The sequence below is a fragment of the Candidatus Babeliales bacterium genome (assembly GCA_019749895.1).
GTDB lineage: Bacteria > Babelota > Babeliae > Babelales > RVW-14 > AaIE-18.
In genome coordinates this window covers 122897-140548 of record JAIEPG010000005.1, presented here as the reverse complement: position 1 = coordinate 140548, position 17652 = coordinate 122897, and the positions used below count along the sequence as shown (strand labels likewise).

General features: G+C 42.2%; 15 protein-coding genes. 7 read left to right on the top strand and 8 right to left on the bottom strand.

Annotated elements, in window-relative coordinates:
- Positions 1-6: 6 nt before the first annotated feature.
- Complete coding sequence (locus tag K2W90_05050; protein ID MBY0353704.1) at positions 7-1002, bottom strand: glycosyltransferase family 2 protein; 996 nt, start codon at positions 1000-1002, stop codon at positions 7-9.
- Between the two features lie 82 nt (positions 1003-1084).
- Here K2W90_05050 and K2W90_05045 point away from each other — a divergent pair, with 82 nt between their 5' ends.
- The 5 genes from K2W90_05045 (at position 1085) to K2W90_05025 (ending at position 6662) form a co-directional block, all read left to right on the top strand.
- Positions 1085-1801: a class I SAM-dependent methyltransferase gene (locus K2W90_05045; GenBank protein ID MBY0353703.1), complete on the top strand. Its 717-nt coding sequence runs from the start codon at positions 1085-1087 to the stop codon at positions 1799-1801.
- On the top strand, positions 1798-2505 hold the full coding sequence (locus tag K2W90_05040; GenBank protein MBY0353702.1) for a glycosyltransferase family 2 protein: 708 nt from the start codon (positions 1798-1800) through the stop codon (positions 2503-2505). The genes K2W90_05045 and K2W90_05040 overlap by 4 nt, the downstream gene beginning before the upstream one ends.
- 15 nt (positions 2506-2520) lie before the next feature.
- The gene (locus K2W90_05035; protein MBY0353701.1) at positions 2521-3147 is read left to right on the top strand and encodes a hypothetical protein; all 627 of its coding nucleotides are present in this window, start codon (positions 2521-2523) and stop codon (positions 3145-3147) included.
- 189 nt (positions 3148-3336) lie between these two features.
- The gene (locus K2W90_05030; protein MBY0353700.1) at positions 3337-5001 is read left to right on the top strand and encodes a hypothetical protein; all 1665 of its coding nucleotides are present in this window, start codon (positions 3337-3339) and stop codon (positions 4999-5001) included.
- Complete coding sequence (locus K2W90_05025) at positions 4998-6662, top strand: hypothetical protein (protein ID MBY0353699.1); 1665 nt, start codon at positions 4998-5000, stop codon at positions 6660-6662. The genes K2W90_05030 and K2W90_05025 overlap by 4 nt, the downstream gene beginning before the upstream one ends.
- Positions 6663-6940: 278 nt before the next feature.
- On the opposite strand, the gene K2W90_05020 is transcribed toward K2W90_05025, so the two are convergent.
- From K2W90_05020 to K2W90_05000, 5 genes are all read right to left on the bottom strand, one after another.
- The gene (locus tag K2W90_05020; protein MBY0353698.1) at positions 6941-8629 is read right to left on the bottom strand and encodes an NTP transferase domain-containing protein; all 1689 of its coding nucleotides are present in this window, start codon (positions 8627-8629) and stop codon (positions 6941-6943) included.
- A gap of 101 nt (positions 8630-8730) precedes the next feature.
- Positions 8731-9123 carry an ankyrin repeat domain-containing protein gene (locus K2W90_05015; protein ID MBY0353697.1) on the bottom strand — a complete coding sequence of 131 codons (393 nt, stop codon included), beginning with the start codon at positions 9121-9123 and terminating at the stop codon, positions 8731-8733.
- A 79-nt stretch (positions 9124-9202) separates the two neighbouring features.
- Complete coding sequence (locus K2W90_05010; protein ID MBY0353696.1) at positions 9203-9595, bottom strand: ankyrin repeat domain-containing protein; 393 nt, start codon at positions 9593-9595, stop codon at positions 9203-9205.
- Between the two features lie 19 nt (positions 9596-9614).
- The gene (locus K2W90_05005; GenBank protein MBY0353695.1) at positions 9615-10436 is read right to left on the bottom strand and encodes an ankyrin repeat domain-containing protein; all 822 of its coding nucleotides are present in this window, start codon (positions 10434-10436) and stop codon (positions 9615-9617) included.
- 63 nt (positions 10437-10499) lie between these two features.
- Positions 10500-10970 (bottom strand): ankyrin repeat domain-containing protein, encoded by a 471-nt coding sequence (locus tag K2W90_05000; protein ID MBY0353694.1) that lies wholly within the window; start codon positions 10968-10970, stop codon positions 10500-10502.
- A gap of 317 nt (positions 10971-11287) precedes the next feature.
- On the opposite strand from K2W90_05000, the gene K2W90_04995 reads away from it, so the two are divergent.
- Positions 11288-12700 (top strand): hypothetical protein, encoded by a 1413-nt coding sequence (locus K2W90_04995; GenBank protein MBY0353693.1) that lies wholly within the window; start codon positions 11288-11290, stop codon positions 12698-12700.
- Positions 12701-12755: 55 nt separating this feature from the next.
- Here the strand turns inward: K2W90_04995 and K2W90_04990 are convergent, their stop codons facing one another.
- On the bottom strand, positions 12756-13832 hold the full coding sequence (locus K2W90_04990) for a class II aldolase/adducin family protein (GenBank protein MBY0353692.1): 1077 nt from the start codon (positions 13830-13832) through the stop codon (positions 12756-12758).
- On the bottom strand, positions 13819-15882 hold the full coding sequence (locus K2W90_04985; protein ID MBY0353691.1) for a hypothetical protein: 2064 nt from the start codon (positions 15880-15882) through the stop codon (positions 13819-13821). The genes K2W90_04990 and K2W90_04985 overlap by 14 nt, the downstream gene beginning before the upstream one ends.
- An 80-nt stretch (positions 15883-15962) precedes the next feature.
- On the opposite strand from K2W90_04985, the gene K2W90_04980 reads away from it, so the two are divergent.
- Positions 15963-17615, top strand: a complete 1653-nt coding sequence (locus K2W90_04980) for a glycosyltransferase family 39 protein (GenBank protein ID MBY0353690.1) — start codon at positions 15963-15965, stop codon at positions 17613-17615.
- The last annotated feature ends 37 nt before the right edge of the window (positions 17616-17652 follow it).

Here is a 17652-nt window from a genome sequence, read left to right as displayed (position 1 = left end):
GAAACCCTATCGCACAAAATTTTGGGGCAACGGTGTGTAGTCAACAGGATGTGTTGAGTTTTGGGTAAAATTTATTTTTTCATCAATTAAAAAAATGGGGCGAGCTTTAACTTCCTGAAAAATTTTGCCAACATACAGTCCAATCAAGCTCATAAAAAAGAGCGTTGAAGCAAACAGAAAGAGCATGCATATCATGAGTGATGTCCAGCCAGTCATAATCACATAACCAAATAAATTCATGAAGAGAGCAAGGCCTGTGCCAAGTAAACAAAAGGCAATTGCAAGTGTTGCTAAAAAAAGCATGACGTAAATGGGAAAGGTCGAAAATGAAATAATGTTTTCTAGAGCAAATACGGTCAGCTTCCAATAATTATATTTCGATGTTCCTTCGCCCCGGCTGCGGCGTACAAATGGCACTGCTTTTTTTGAAAGTCCTGACCAGTAAATCATGCCGCGAATAAAGAGTGTTTTTTCTGGTAATTGCTTAAAGCAGTTAATTGCTTTGCGGCTCAGTAGACAAAAATCGCCAACATCGCGTGGCATGTCGACTTTTGTTAGAAATTTGAACAGCGGATAAAATGCTTTTGAGGTCAATTTTTTTAACCACGATTCGTTCTCGCGCTTTGAACGTTGGCCGTAAACAATGTGGTGGCCTTTTAAAAATTCTTGTTCAAACTGAGCGATGAGTGCTGGTGGGTCTTGCCGGTCAGCATCAAGCAGCACAATCGCATCGCCTTGTGCGTGCACCATGCCTGCGTAGGTTGCGTGTTCATGACCAAAATTGCGCGTGAATGATATAATTTTTACCTGTGGGTCCAGTGCTGCAAGTTCTTTTAAAATTGATAAAGATTGGTCGGTGCTGCCGTCATTAACAAAGATTAATTCGTAGTTGTTGAAGTGTTGCAACGACGTTACTATTGGTATGAGTTCGTGATAAAGAGGCTTTAGATTTCCTTCTTCATTGAGCAAAGGAATAACGAGTGATAATAATCTACTCTCCATAAAAATCTCCTCAGTCGCTCCTTGGGGACAAAACCATTTTCAATGCTATACTCTTCACATAAAAAGTAAAGAAAGGAGATTGGTGGATTATCGAGATTATCAGGCTGGTGCGAGCCAAGACCATTTTTGGTTTAAGGCCAAGCCTCAATTTATTCGCACGCTGCTTGAAAAAATTCCTCAACAATCATCACAAAATATTTTGGACATTGGCGCAGGCACGGGAGAAGATGTTGCAACGCTTGCACGCTTTGGCAAAATTTATGCGGTTGATATTGATCAACAGGCGCTGGACATGATACCAGATTCACTGGTTGTAGAAAAAAAACAAGCCGACGCTTGTGGGCTGCCCTACGATAATGCAACATTTGATGTGGTTGTTGCTTTTGATGTTTTGGAGCATGTTGAGCACGATCAGAAAATGGTGAACGAAATTTTTCGTGTGTTAAAACCTGGCGGTCATTTTGTGTTTACCGTGCCTGCCTACAACATGCTTTTTAGTGCACACGACCGTGAACTTCTTCATTTTCGGCGTTATACAAAAAGTAGTGCTCATAAGCTTTTTAAAAAATTTACAAAATTAGATGCTGGCTATTGGTTTTTTTTGTTATTTATTCCAGCAGCTTTTAAGCGTTTAATGAGTAAAAATAAGCCAACTAGCGGTATGACAATGCTACCTGCAGGGTTAAATTCTTTTTGTTTTTCTTTGTTACGCTTTGAAAACTGGCTGTTGAGCAAAGGTTTGCACTTTCCATGTGGGTTATCGGTTTATGGTATTTATCAAAAGAAGACTGATGTATGAAAAAACTCTCCATAGTCATTCCGTGTTTTAACGAAGCAAAAAATATACCGTTAATTTTAGGCCGCTTTGCGCGTATTTTAAAGCGTACCGACATCGAAGTTATCCTCGTCAATAACGGCTCTCTTGATGACTCGCAGCAAATTTTAGACTACGCTCTTCCCGCTTTTCCGTTTGCGCGGACCGTGCATGTTGAAAAAAATCAAGGCTATGGCTTTGGTATTTTGTCGGGTCTTCGTGCGGCTGAGGGAGAGTATCTTGCTTGGACGCATGCCGACATGCAAACCGATCCGCATGACGTGATTAAAGCGCTTGAAATGGTTGAGCAGTTGGGCAACCCTACCAATGTTTATGTCAAAGGCAATCGCAAAGGGCGCAGTGCGCTTGATCTTTTTTTTACCGTTGGCATGAGTTGTTTTGAAACGATGTATTTGGGCAAAAAATTGTGGGACATTAACGCTCAGCCAAATCTTTTTCATAAAAGTTTTTTTGCGCAGTGGCACAACCCACCGCATGATTTTGCGCTTGATTTGTATGTGTTGTACTTGGCACACCAACTTAATGTAAAAATTGTCAGATTTAATGTGACCTTTCCGCCGCGTGTTCATGGGCAGTCGTCGTGGAACACCGGCTTATTATCAAAATGGAAGTTAACGAAACGAACTATGTCGTTTAGTCGTGCGTTAAAAAAAGAGTTAGCAGAATAAATTGAGGAGATTGCTATGTTTATAGCACACCGAGTAAATACCGTTGAAGAGCTTGAAAAGTTGCCGCAACATTGTGGTGTTGAGCTTGATCTGCGGGATGCTGGGGACGATTTAATTTTGGCGCACGATCCCTTTTCAACAGGCCAAAAATTTGAAGATTATTTGCAGCACTACCGCCATGGTCTCATGATTTTGAATATCAAGAGTGAGCGCATTGAATTGAGAGTTTTAGAGCTTTTAAAAAAATATAACATTCAAAAATATTTTTTCTTAGATTTATCGTTTCCCATGATTGTTTTGTTAAGCAAGCAGGGCGAGCATAACCTGGCCGTGCGCTTTTCTGAATTTGAAGGTCTTGATACGATTTTTGCGATGCAGGGCAAAGTGAAGTGGGTATGGGTCGACTGTTTTACGCAATTGCCAATCAACAAACAAAATTACGCATTGCTCAAGAGCGCTGGTTTTAAACTTTGTTTAGTCTCACCAGAGCTGCAAGGTCGTGATCATGACATCGAAATCTACCGTGATTATTTGAACCGTCAAGAGATTGTGTTTGATGCCATTTGCACCAAGGCGTACAATATCAGCCGTTGGCAGCCCGTGCATAAAAAGCTAGAAGTTGAGCATATAATTTCTGTTTAATCACGAGAATGTGTTCTTTGAGGGATATGTGAAAATACCCGTTCTCCCTGAGGAGCCCGGCAAAGACGGGCGTCTCGAAGGGTCGGGCATGAAAAACAAAATAAATCTCTAGCCCTTCGAGACGCCCTACGGGCTCCTCAGGGAGAACGGAGTAAGAGAAAAGCAAAACATTCAAATTCAAAGGGCAATGTGAATTATCAAGTTGGTGCCTTCAAACGTTTTATCTTTTCCGGCATCTTGTTTGGGCTGATCATTGGTTTCTTTGGATTGTCGCAGACAAGCTGGGGTTTTTATTTTGACGACTTTGGCTTTATTTTGCACAGCAAACTTGAAAGTTTTGTTGATCTGAAGCGCATTTTTCTGATTCGTGATATCAAGCTGACCTACTACCCACCCAATCTTGAAATTGGCCCCAGTGATGCGCTGTCGGCATTGTATCGGCCCATGCAGTATATTTTTTTTGGTTTGCAGCGATGGGCGTTTGGTTTAGAGCCTCTGTGGTATTATCAGTTTACCGTTGCACTGCATGCGCTCAATGCCGTGCTCATTTTTAATATTTTATGTTCGTTTCTGGCTGTGTGGGCGGCTTGGTGGGCTTCGTTATTTTTTGCCTTTCACTACAGCCTTGCTCGCTGGTTTGGTATTTTTTTTAACCAAATTTATGTGATTGATCTTTTTTTCTTGCTCGTGATTAGTTTGCTGTTGTGGCAATTTTTGCGGTCGCAACGTGTTATCTATTATTTTTTTTCGTGTCTGCTCTTTTTGGTGCAACTGCTGGTAAAAGAGACATTAATTGTGTTTCCTGCGTGGGCTTTTGTTGCTGTTTATTTTTATGCTGCGTATGAGAAAAAAAAGTATTGGGATTACGAAGCGTTTAAAAAAGCTTTTTTAAACGCGTTGGGTTATGGCTTGTGCGCGATAATGTACATGCTCATACGTTTTTATGTTTTGCCAGCGCCTGCTTTTTCCCCGGCATCGGTTGATGTTGGTCGCTTGCTTGTGGTTGTAAAAGAACGTGTTTTTATGTACGTAACGTACTTGTGTGATGTGACGGCAATCTCCCTGGTTCCCGGCAATAATCGTGTCCTCAAGGGCATACTTTTGGCAGGGATAAGTTTCTTGTTGTTCTACCCGTTTTGGATGCGCAAACAAAAAATGTTTGGTTTGTTTTTGGTTTTCAGTACGCTTCTTTTTACCTGGCCGTCTCTTATTGTTTTTCATCAGTTTTGTTATCTGTATGCCGGCTTGCCGTTTTTTTGCTGCTTGATTGCGTATTCACTTGATTTTTTTGAACGCAGGCCACGAGTTCGTTTTTTTATTAATTGTGTTTTGACGGTTGTTGTTGTGTTGTGTGCCGTTCGGTTTACTCGTTACCACAAAGCAAAGCGTGAAGGACTTGCTTCAATTACTAGGCAGTTGCAGGTGTTAAGTACGCACGCATCAATAAAAAATCGCAAGGTTTGTTTTGTTGGCCTGCCTTTGCAGCGCTTTTGTTCAGGTACCGCTCAGGCGCTTGAGCTTTATGCCGGTCAGCCGATTGACGTGTGTTACGATGCGCGTGATTTTTTAATGGCGTATGATGCGAATCGTCTTGTTGAGTTTTCTCCGGTGCTGGGCAATGTTGAGGTTGTGTTGGAACAGGGCATGATTAGTATCAAAGTTTTAGATGGCCCCTATTTTTTTAAAGAATTAGGAGCGTGTGGTTGTTTTGGTACGTTTACGGTGCACGCCGTGAATAGCGACGGCTTTCCTGTCGAAGTTTCAATTACGCTTGATCAAGAGCTGCTTGCTCAAAACCCATTGTTTATAACGTGGGATTATCAAAAAAATCAACTGAGAATGCTTAACTCATGAATAAAAAATTTTGGTGTTCGGTAAGTATTGTTGTTTTAGTTATGTGCTTTTTGGCGCTGCCGTTTACTTCATGGGGCTTTATTTTAGATGACTTTGGTTTTTTATATCATGCAAAAACTACGGACATTACTAATCTTTTTATGGCGCACGATATTGCACAAACCTTTTTTCCACCAAATTTTTCTGTTAGCTGCCCCTCCTGGCTGGCAGCATTGTATCGGCCCATGCAGTTTGTTTACTTTGCATTTGAAGAAATGATATTTGGTATTCAGCCCTATTGTTTTTTACTGTTCATGGTGGGGTTGCATGCGCTCAACAGTGTTATTATTTTTAACGTTTTTGCATCAGTTGTCAGCTGCTCCGCTGCTTATGGCGCAACGCTGCTCTTTGCTTTTCATCCAACGATTTTTAAAGATATGGGCATTTTGTTTAATCAAATTTATTTGATCGATCTATTGTATTTGTTGCTGTGCGGGCTCCTGCTCTGGCGGTTTATGCGCTTGGGAAGTTGGTGGTGCTATGTGCTTTCGTGTTCTATTTTTTTTATGCAGCTGTTTGCAAAAGAGACGCTCGTGGTCTTGCCGCTCTGGGTAGTTATGGTGAGCTTTGTGTGGCAAGTGTGTGAGCGCAACAGAACCAGCATCGCTGACAAGTTCAAGCATGCTTTACTACTTTCATGTGGCTACTGGTGTGCGTTGGTAACCTACTTTGCCTTTCGTTGGTGGGTATTTTCAAGCATGGTGACTGCCCAGCCGGCAGAAAGTTTAAGCACCAAATTTATAGCTTTTTTGGTTGGACAAAAAGAACGCTTTTTTGTGTGGGTAACATACGCCTGTGATAGTTTTGGCATTTCGTTTGTGGTTGCGCATGGCAAAGTTTTAAAAACGGGCTTGCTTGTTGTGTTGATAAGCTTGTTGCTGTGGCCGTTTGTTGCGCGAAAAAAAATTATATTTTTTGTCTTTTTGGTTTTGAGCATGCTCCTCTTTACCTGGCCGTCGGTGTTGCTCTTTCATCAGTTTCGGTATCTGTACATTGGTTTGCCATTCTTGATGTTTATAGTTGCGTATGCAACAGATTTTTACGTGCAAAAATACTGTTGGCTGCGTGTGCCAATGAGCATGGCTTTTTTCTTAGCAATAGCTGTCAGTGGGACAATGTTTGCTGTGCATCAAAAGAAAAAAGAAGCAGTATTTCACATGACCACAACAGCGTTTGCAAATCTGGTTAACGATACGCGTTGTGAGAATAAAACGATCATCTTTGCTGGCTTGCCGCTGCGCTGGTTTGCTGCTGGTACCGCTCAGGCCGTGTGGTTACTGTCTCGTGGTCAAAAGAACAAAGTTTATTATGATATCAAAACTTTTTTGGTGAGGGAGTATGAAGGTTCTTTGCCGTGGCACGGTTATTATCAAGATTCGTACAATGTGAGTGTTGAGCGTGTTGATGGTGGCGTGCATATTGTTTCACACCAGCCAGAACAGTTATTTTTTGAAAAAATGGAAACCGAAAACGTATCGTTAGGCCGGCGCATAGTAAATCAAACGAATGCAGATGGTTTGCCGTGCGCTATTACGTTTGTACTTGATCAACAATGGCTGGCCAACGATATTGTTTTTGTAACGTGGGATTATCAACAGTTTAGGTTCAAGGTATTAACTTAATCAAACTTCTTCTCGTAATTTTGGCGAGGGTGTGATGAGCCCGCGTAGCCCGTTCGTCCTGAGCTTGTCGAAGGATAGGGCGAAGCGGGTGTTGTTGGTTGCCATTTTCGTACCCGACCCTTCGACCCTTCGAGACAGAACTCTGCGAGTTCTTCCTCAGGGCAGGCGGGAAGGGCCTTTAGCTCTGAGCCTGCCGAAGAGTCAGGACGAACGGGTACTAAACAAATCGACCATTATACAAGTTGATAGGTGTTCTTCAAATTATCGAATTTGTGTCTTTACAATGCTTGGCTAACCTGCTGCTGTTTGCCTGTTACCAATGGTTCGCGGTTTGGTTGTGTAAACATACGATATTTCATATCAAGCTCTGCAATCTTTTCCGGTGCTACCGTTGCGTCTTTTTCTAAGCGGTACGGGTGCCACGTGCATTTGTGAAAGAAACTTTGCCAATATTCAAAGGTGCGCAAGTCGTTGGGTGTGCCCCAGCAGACATAGTGATCCACCTCAAAAACTTTTACCGTGAGGCCCATTGCCAGAGCTTGGTTAATACAGCTGTCCACATAAAATTCATTGTTCACGCGAATATTTTTGGCGCGCAAGTTTTGCGCCGCTTGCAAAAAGTAGGCCGCTTTTTTGAACGTGAACGTGCCCACAATTGCATGGTCGTGTGATGGGTTTGCTGAGAGTGGGACCTTTACCGAAACGTTGGTAACAACGTTATTGTGGTCAACGGCCAGCCAGCCGTACATCTGTGGGTTTTTGTTGCTTGATGGATGATTTCTAAAGCTCCAGGCAATAACATCAACACTTTTGTCGTCGACCAGGTCTTGATATTTCTGCTGGTTCCACAGCATGCCGTTATCGCATGCGCCAATAACCAGTGATTTTTCTGGATCAATGTTTTGTAAACCAAATTCGCAGGTGCATGCCTGGCCTTCAGTCACGTGATCCAGTTTTTTTATCTCAGCATGTGGATACGTTTCTTTAATGGCGTGCTCGAGCGGGTAGCGTTGGCAATGTTCGTTCAAACAAACAAAAATCTGTTCGGTTGTTGCTGGCAAGCTTGCTGCCGCCTGCACAATCATTGGTTTGCCGCTGACAGGAATAAGTGGCTTGGGGTCGGCGTAGCCGTCTTGTACAAAGCGTTGTCCGCGCCCCGCCAAAGGTATGAGCATGAGGTCGTGTGTTATTTTTTTTTGTTCTACTTGCTCTGCAGCACGTTTGAAATACGCTGACCAGCCAACATATTCTTCAAGATCTTCAGGAGTTCCCCACTGCAGCATATGCTGTACTTCGTATACCGAAACATTGAGCCCATCGCGTTTGAGCAGGTTGTAAATTAAACTTACGTAGTACTCGCCGTTAACGTTAATATCACGTTCAATTAGTTCTGGAAAATATTTTTTTAGTAAAGAACCGCGCTTAAAATAGTACGCGCCAGTCGACGCATACTCATTCGTTTTATTGGTGGTAAATGGAGCCTTTTCTTTTATTTCCAGCAGCCACTGGTTTTGGTCTTTTATAAATGCATAATTTGGATCGTGCAACATGTGCGGATGAAAACCTTTGTAGGCAGGAATGGCACCATCGGCATTGCGCGTGCGCGTGTGGTGCAAAAAGTTGTTATAGTCCCAGTACATTGAAAAATCGCAATAATTAACGATTACTTCTTCATCATTGTCGATCAGATTAAAAACTTTTGAGACGGCGTAAACTGGTCCGTTTTTGTGCTTGGGAATACTCACAATAGTGCCGGAAGGGGCTATGCGCCGCAGTACATTGTACATTTCTGTTGTTTGTAAATGTTCTTGGTTGCAGATAAAAATAAAATTGTGTTCGCCGGGAAAGAGGTTGACCACGTGCTCAATAATTGGCTTGCCGTCAACGTTGATGAGTGGCTTTGGGTCGCTATAGCCTGCTTGCATAAACCGATTTCCAACCCCAGACATGGGGATTATTATGAGCATAGTCTCTCCTTTTTTGCTCTGGTTTTATGTTCCAGGCGTAGCATAGCTCGTGGGCAAATTTGGTCAAGAAGCCCTGGCGGTGATTGTCAGGGCTTTGGAATCTAGTCGGTGAGATTATAGGAGATAGACTGTGACATTGCAGTTTTAAGTAATTTTACGATTGCTTTGTGGCGATGAAAGGCGGCCAAATTAATTGGTGCCAAGCCGTAGTTATCGCGAGCATCAACATCTGCTTTGGCTTTAATAAGTAATTTTACGATTTCGATATGACCGCAGTCGGCAGCATGATGAAGAGCTGTCCTGCCCAAATTGTCATAAGCATTAATAGGTGCTTTCTGAGCAATAAGCCTTTTTAGCCTTTTGCTATTACCAGTTTTGGCAGCATGGCCTAGAGCTCTTTCTTTTTTGCCAAAAGTTGTGCTTGATGCAGCAGGCATGGCGCTTGTTGTTAGCGTAAAAGCAAGCATGAGTGAAGTGAGAAATTTTATGTTCATGATAAAAAAATTTCCTGTTTGTGTTGTTGATGTCCTAGTTTTATGTTGCCTGCGTAGCATAACTAGTGGGAAAAATAGATCAAGAAGCTCCAGCGGCTTTGAGTATTTCTACAACGGCGGTGTAGTTATGAGAAGCAGCCAAGCTCAGTGGAGTTTCGTCTGTTTTAGTGACAGCATCAACTTTTGCTCCGGCAGCAATGAGTAGTTGTACCAGTTCGGCGTAGCCGTGGACGGCGGCCCAATGAAGTGCCGTGACGTCAAAATTGTTACCAGCGTTAACGTTTGCACCAGCGGCCAGAAGCAATTGTACACATTCTTTAAAATCATAGACAGTAGCTTCGTGCAACGGTGTCCAGCCTCGTTTGTCATGAGCATTAACATTGGCGCCTGCGGCAATGAGTTCTTGGAGAGCTTTGATATCGCCAATCTTGGCAGCTTCATGCAGCATTAGTGTGGTGGGCATGTTGGCCATAAAATTCTCTTTTTAGTACTCAGTGTATGAGTTCTGATGTAGTTTCAGACAATGTGAGCAGTAATTTTACGGTTTTTGAATTGCGGTTTTGAATTGCCAAAGCAAGTGGTGTATTGCCTGTTTTAGTGCGTGTATTAACACTTTTCCCTGCGTTGGAGAGTGCGTCAACAAGTACTGTTACAACGCTGATGTGGCCATTGGTGGCTGCGAAATGAAGTGGCGTGGCGCCATCATTATCACAAGCATCAAGAGTTGCTCCAGCGCCAATAAGTAATTCCACGCAAGTTGTGTGACCTTGGTCAGCGGCCAGATGAAGAGGTGTGGCATGGTCACCGTTACGAGCATCAACATCTGCGCCAGCGCCAAGAAGTAATTCTACTACTCCGGCATGGCCGAATTGTGCAGCTCCATGAAGTAGGGTTTGGCTTTGTTGGTTGTCTGCTGTGTTAACATGTGCGCCAGCAGCAATAAGTAATTGTACGCATGCAGGGTAGCCATTGTAAACAGCATCATGAAGTGGCATCCAGCTGGTGTTGTCAGTGATATTAACATCCGCATTGGCAGCAATAAGTAATGTTACAATTTCTGCATGGCCTTCTTGGCAAGCAAAATTAAGTGGTGTTTCGCTATTTTCATTGCGGGCATTCACCTGCGCGCCGGCAGCAATGAGCAATGCTACGCATGCGGCATGACCTTCCAGGGCAGCAAAATGCAGGGGTGTCCAGTCTTCTTCATCAGGACTGTTAACATCAGCGCCTGTGGCAATAAGTTCTTGGAGAGCTTTGATATCGCCAATCTTGGCAGCTTCATGAAGCGTGAGTGTGGTGGGTATATTTGTCATAAAAACTTTCTTATCCGTGCTGGTTTTTTAATTGCAAGCAGCATAGCTGGTGAAAAAAATAGATCAAGAAACTCTTGCAGCTTCAAGTAATTCTACAATTTTGGTATGACCATTTTCACGAGCGCAATCAAGTGGTGTTCGATCATGTCTGTCTTTAGCATGAATGTCTGCGCCAGCGCCAACAAGCAATTGTACGCAGGCAAGGTGGCCATTGAGAGCAGCAGTATGCAGTGGTGTCCAGCCGACATACGTGCTGAGATCTGCTTTGGTAAGAAGTAATGCTACAATTTTGTCATAGCCATGCATGGCAGCAAAAAGAAGAGGTGTACAGCCGGCATAGTTTTGAGCATCAACATATGCGCCAGCTGCAATGAGTAATTCTACTTCTCTCTCATTGCCATTGCTGGCAGCAAGGTGTAATCGTGTCCAGCCGCTACTATCAACGGCATTAATATCAGTCCGTAGTGCCGCTGGCATAGTCTTTGTTGTGAGTGTGAGAGTAATCATGAGAAAAATTATACTTTTTATGGTCATAATAAAACTTTCTCTATTTGATTTAAAATGAACTATTTTTACCCTGGTTTTGCAGTTGCAAGCAGCATAACTTGTGGGAAGGATTGGTCAAGAATGGATGGCGTTTAGAAAAAGGGCTGCGTATAAAAATGCAGTTTACAAATTTTCTTTATGTTTGAAAGGTTGTTGATTTGCGAATGTTTTGCTAAAAATAACGACAGAGCTTCATAATTTAAAAATCTTAGTAATTAAATTGACAAATAGAAATCAAAATGGCTATTCTCAAATTAGGTTGTAGAGTGTATTAAAAGCCTAAAAGTAATCAAAAAGGGAGTTTTATGAAGATTTCGAGACAAATGTTCTTGTTGGCACTGCTTGCCAGTTTTGTGCTTTTCGCCAATTTTATGCATGCGGCAGAAGCTGCCGATACTGCATCAGCTGAGAAGATTGCTGAGCCGTCAGCACAGGCTTCAAAGCGCCGAGGTGGTTCACGCGGTGGTTACAAGCGCCAAGCTGGCCGTTGGGGTCAAAGTCGATCATCACGTGACTCTATGAGCCCTCAATCTCCCTATCATCGTGCATTTAAGGGTGTTCGAGCTGGCCGTTGGGGTGTTGCGGGGCCTGGTGCCATGCAAGCATTATTGAGTCAAAATTTTACCGTGGCACAAATTAAAGATGGTATAAGTAAATGGCTTGATGAAACTAAGTCGCAGGGTGATTCTTTGAGTCAAGTTTTAGCTATTCTTGAAGCGGCTGGTGATAAAGCTTTAGCGGCTGCAGACCAAGATAAGGTTGTAGATCTTTTGACACAAGTGATGAATGCTAAAGTAACGGTACTTAAAGCCGGTACGCATGTTCGAGGCGCGCTTCCAGTTTTTGGGTATATTTTTAGCAAAAAACTTCTTACTCAAGAGAAACAAGCAAAACTTCAGGCTGCTATTGAAACTTGGAATCAAGCAAGAATGCAATCAGCTGCGCGTAATTTCTTGGGTAATATGAGCATTGACGATATTCAGAAAAAGCTTCAAAGTCGTGATGGAGTAGAAAACTTGGTTACTATTGCAGCATTAATAAAAAATGCTCAAGGTAAAGTTTTATCAGATCCAGATCAACTTCAGTTAATGATCTTGATTGATAAAGAAAAGATACGTGAAGAAGCCAATAGTTCTCGTTCAGAAAGTATGATTTTTCAAGCTCTTTTGATTAATCTTTCGAATAATAATTTAGTGAGCGTTGAGAATAAAACGAAAATTGATCAATATATCGATGATTTATTGCAGAAATTTGGTAGTCGTAGTCGTTTGTTTCTGGATAGGCCTGGTTTTAGAGGCCGTTATAGCCAAGCATTACCAGCCCGTGCTACAAAACCGGCTGCTACACCAGCTACAACTACAACGGTTACAACACCTGCTACAGCAACGCCAGTAGTTGTAACTACTTCAACAACGCCAACCGTTACAACAATAGCTGGTTTGGTGGATACTGATCTAACAATGGCGCCAGCCGAACCGGCTGCTGTGCCAGCAACTGTTGTTTCAGTTCCTGCAGCAGCAACCGTAACAACCACAGTAATGCCAGCAGCAGCTGAAACACAAGCCTCTGCTGTATCAGATCAGAAAGTTACTAAACGCCAAGTTCGTAAGCAAAAACGTCAAGCTGCTCGTAAGCAGCAACGTCAGGCTCGCAGGTATAAACGTCAAGCTGCTCGTAAACAAGCAAAAACAGGTGTTGCTGATCAAACAGCCAATTAATAATTTTTTAAATGTATAAAAAAAGCGCCGAATTTAAAACAATGCGGCGCTTTTTTTATGCCCTTTTTTGTCGATATTTTTCGGCTTCCCAGTTATTCAAATAACTCAGCTCTTGTGGTGAAAGATAATTAACCGGGCCAGGAATTTGGTAGGCTGCGTGAAGTGCGAGTATATGAAACTTATAGACTTCTTCAATTTCTTTTGCTTTTTTTATGTTATGAGCAATAAAAAACAGATGGTTTTGATACACGATAACTTTGGGTAGTTCATGATATTGCAAAAAATAATCAGATACTGGTTGTGTATCGTTGAGGTTTGCCAGTTCCAGAGCGCTGGCCCCGCAATAAACTAATGCGTCGGGACAAAAAGGTGGCAAGAAAAGAATCTCTTTGTTGTTAAGTGCTAGGCTGGTAAGTTCGCGATCTCGCGAAAGGTAAGCAACCGTACTAACGTTATTGGCTAGTGTGTTGCAGAGCTTAGATATCTGCGTGGTAAACTTGTAGGGCTCGAAGCTAATATCCAAAAACTCTTCAACAATTGCCAACGTTTGTTCGGTTAAAAAAATCACTTCTTCGGCTGTTGCTGCTGTAACAATTAAGCCATGATTTTGTAAGATAATAATATTTGGCGAGATTCCCAGATCGATAATTCCCTGCTTGAGTGCCAGGGCCAAATCAATGCCGGGTGTGTGATAATCAACCAGTAAAGCATCGGGCAGTAATGAAAAAAATAACTCTTTCCAGTTTGCTTTGCAGGCAAGGCTGTTTAACGCGATGGGGTGGGTGTGTAGCGTGTATTTGTCGAGTAGCGAGTGTAATAATGTTTCAATTGATGGACGGTGGGTTGCTTGAATAAGTGCTTGATCGACTCTTTTTTTTGCTGCTTGCTCGCGTTCATATTTGTCGGCAATAGTAAAAATTTTTGGATCAAAGGCCGTTGCTACAAGTTTTTGGTTATCAACAATAGCATACCCGGTTGTTGTTTCAACTTCAGAAAGTGAAAAGCCTGAAGCTTTTATGAGCAACGAGCCGTCTTTTAGTTTGACGGAGCTGTTGCCTCCGCCCGCTTGCACCAGATCGAAGCGTTGGCCGGCATATTTGGATAAATGTACAAAATTGTTAAGCTCGTTCATAAATATCCTTTTCTCTCATTTTTTCGCTCATAATGAGCAGAGTTATCAATTGCAAAAAACCGCGATAACCCTGCGCCCACAAGTTGTTTTGTACGGTTAACTCTTCAATATTTACTAAAATGTTTTGAGCGATTGTTGGTAACACTGTGTGCGCAATTGGTTGTGATAATATTAGGTATTGCGATCTTAAATCTGCTGCGTAATCCCACACAAAGTTGATGTTTGCTTTGGTAAGTTCTTGAATTAATTGATCAAGGCGTACGCTTGAATCGAGCGTGATTTTGAGTTTGATGTGTGGATGTTCGTGTGGGTTGCCAATTTCAAATGGTTGGTCGGTGAAATAATGAACAATTAAATCGCTAAAATTTTTTTGCGGTTCAATATATTTTTGGCCGTCAATGGCGCGTTTGTTGAGTTGTTCGATTACTTTTTCTTTTGAGTATCCGCGCTTGTGCATATCACGTACAATTTTCCAATGCGCGCGAATATCTGGGGCCGGGTCTAAATAAATTTTGACGTCGATTAGTTTACGCATTTTGGGCAGGTAGAGTGGATGCAGGCCGCTCAAGCAAATAAAATCAGTTGGTTTAATTAAGCGTGCTGGGTCAAAGGTGCCGCTGGTGTGGTTGTAATCAGTACGTTTAATTGCCTGACCCATTTTTAAACTTAAAAGGTTTTCGGCTTGCCGGTGTAGGTAGTTGGCTTTTGGGTCCAAGTGTGTAAATTCTTGCCAGTGCTGGTCGTTTCGCTCCCAGCGGTGGTCGCCATCGCCTTCAAGCATGGTTGCTTTGGCGCCCAAAATAACGTGTAAGTCGTGCATAAACGTACTTTTGCCCGCACCGCTGTCGCCACCAATCCCAATAATCAGGCTGTGTGTTTTTTTATAAATGGCATTGCTGCGCACGCCAAATTTGTACATGCAATAAATCAGCAAGAGCAGCGTTGCCTCAAGCAGCGTAAAGGTGATGTTGCATAACGTTTGATGCGATATTTTAAAGTTGACGGGGGTGCCTAAAAACAATAAATCGTTACAGGTGGATTGATAAAAAAAGATAAAAAATATGAAATACAAGCTGTTCAAGCCTGCATAGGTCCAGAGCATGTTGTGGTTGTTGTCTGATTGTTTAATTAAAACCGTGCTTAAAAATGGCAGCATCCACATATACCACGCTGGCGCGGGTATAATGAGTAGCACAAAAAACGAAAAGACGATGCCTAAAAATGCGTCCATGAGATCGTTGTTAATTTTTTCGTACGTAAAAAATCGGCCATACAGCGTAAGCAGGGCGCACACCGGCAGGTAGAGCTTGAGGGTCCCAAATTGTGCAAAGACATCAAACAGCAGCATTTGTTTGGGGTGGGTGAGCACCAAATGATAGTAGCCGGTGCTCAAAATAAATGGAGCTACAAAAAAACAATAAACGGTCAGCACAGTAGCGCTAAACGTAATCATTTTTTTAAACGAATAATTTTTGAGTACATAAATAGCCATGATTGGTGCCGCTGCAATAACGTGTAGCTTCGTGCTCAGGGCGCAGCCCAGTATGAGCGATGCAAAAAAAACTTTGTCTTGTTTGAGCAAGTAAATACTCAAAAACAGGATAGCAGTTGGTATCAGGTCGAGTTGTGAATGCAGGTAGGCTGCGTAAAAAATTATGGGCGATGCGTAATAAAAAAGAGCTACTTCTTGAGTTCGCGTTGGAAACGTTTTAAGTAGCAGGTAGGTAATGCTTACGTCAGCACACAGCGTTGGTAGTTTGAGCGCAATGGTTGCAAGTGCTTGCCTGTTAATACCCAAAAGTTTGAGTGGTAGGTAGCACAGCGATAAAAGATAAAGCATGAGCGGGTGGTAAGGAAACTCTACGGCCGACTGACAGTCAAAAAAATATTGCCAGGGGTTACCAAAGCTTTGTACAAAGTGCTCAATAAATGGGACAAAAAGTTGCTCCATGTAGTCTGAAGAAAAGAGAATGAGCGCAATAATTTTAAGAGTAAAAATTCCAATTATTAAGAGGTATTGGATCTTAAATTTATGAAAATTTTTCAGCACGCTACTCCTTTCTTTCTCTGCCTAAATACTATAGCATTAACCAAAGGAGTAAAGATCCAATCGAGAGAAAGGTGATGGGTATGGAGAAAAAAAGACTCTTTTTTTCGGTGTTTATTTTTGTGAGCATTTTGGCAATTCTTGCCTTACCATTTTTTAATTGGGGGTTTATTAATGACGATTGTGGTTTTTTGTTGCATGCTCAACTACACAAACTTTCTGATCTCTTTTCATTTTTTGCGCCACACGATATTGGTCATGCTTTTAATCCTTCAAATTATCCGGCAATACCGTTAACGTTTGCTTCGGTTTTGTACCGGCCCATGCAATTTGTGCTCTTTGGTTTAGAAAGCTGGTTTTTTGGTATCAATCCGTACGCTTTGCTGATCTGTGTTATTACGCTTCACGCATTAATTTCGGTTGTGCTATTTAACATATTTTTTACTTTTTTTGGCTTACCACTGGCCTTTTTTGGTGCCATGTTTTTTGCGCTGCACCCCAGCCTTGAGCATTGGATTGGCGTTTTTACCTGTCAAATTTATATTGTTGATGTGTTGTATTTGTTGGGCGCTGCGTATTGTTTAAAACGCTATTTAGACAGCAAAAAATGTCTGTGGTATTTGCTCTCGTGCAGCATTATGACACTGAGCATTTTTGCAAAAGAAACATTAATTGTTTTTCCCGTCTGGGCCTTTGCGGCGACCATGTTTTACTGTTCGTTTACGCAGGGTGGGGCTCTGTGGCAGTATGCTGGCCGGGCACTACGTGTGTCGCTTGGTTATTGGGCAGGTGCTTTTTTTTATTTGGTAGTGCGCTTGTGGCTGTTTCCGTTGCAGATAAAGGTTTTGGGTGGGAATTTTAAGCAAACGTTTGATGTGTTTGTTGCACGTCAAAAAGAGCGTTTAGGAGATTGGATCAGCTATGTCTGCGATTATCTGTACGTTGGTCTTATTCCCAGTGGCAATCGTTTGCTCAAGGGTAGTTTGGTTGTGTTACTACTCAGTTGTTTAGTGTGGCCGTTTTTTGCGCGCAGGCAGTACAAAGAGCTGTGCTTTCTTGTTGGCAGTATAATTCTTTTTACTTGGCCGGCTTTGCTTTTGTACTATCAACCGCGCTATTTGTACGTTGGTTTGCCGTTTTTGTTTGGTATTATTTTGTATGCAGTTTCTTATTACACATCTCGTTTTTCTGTACCCGCGTGGGGCTTGTACCCTTTTTTATTTATTCTTTTAGCAGTAAATGCTACCAGTTTTTTTTACCGACAGCGCACCAAAGAGCGTGTTTTGAACACGATCATCACAGCCTTTAAAGGCTTGGTTGCTGATCAAAAAATTCATGATCGAGCGGTTTGGTTTGTTGGCTTGCCCATGCACTGGTTTGGTAGTAGCAATGCCCAAGCCTTGTGGCTGTTGGGTGGTAGTGCCAAGCGCATGTCCGTGTTTTATACCATTAATACCTTTGCTTTTAAATCAGAGCCGTTTTATGAGATAAAGCCGCATCATATGACGGTTGAGCTAAAAAATGGGATGGTTGAGCTGCGTTCTTGCGATCCAGAACATCTTTATTTTCCGAAAAATATTTCAACACAAAATTCAGTGAGCTCTTTAACTGTTCTTGAAAAAAATAGTAGAGGAGAACCAACGGCTATTTCGATTGTTATTGAAGCATTGTTGAAAAAAGATAATCCCGTTTTGGTTTCGTGGGACTATCAGCTACAAAAATTTCTGATTGTTTGATTTTTTATACAAGCTACAAGCATACTTTTGCTAAGTT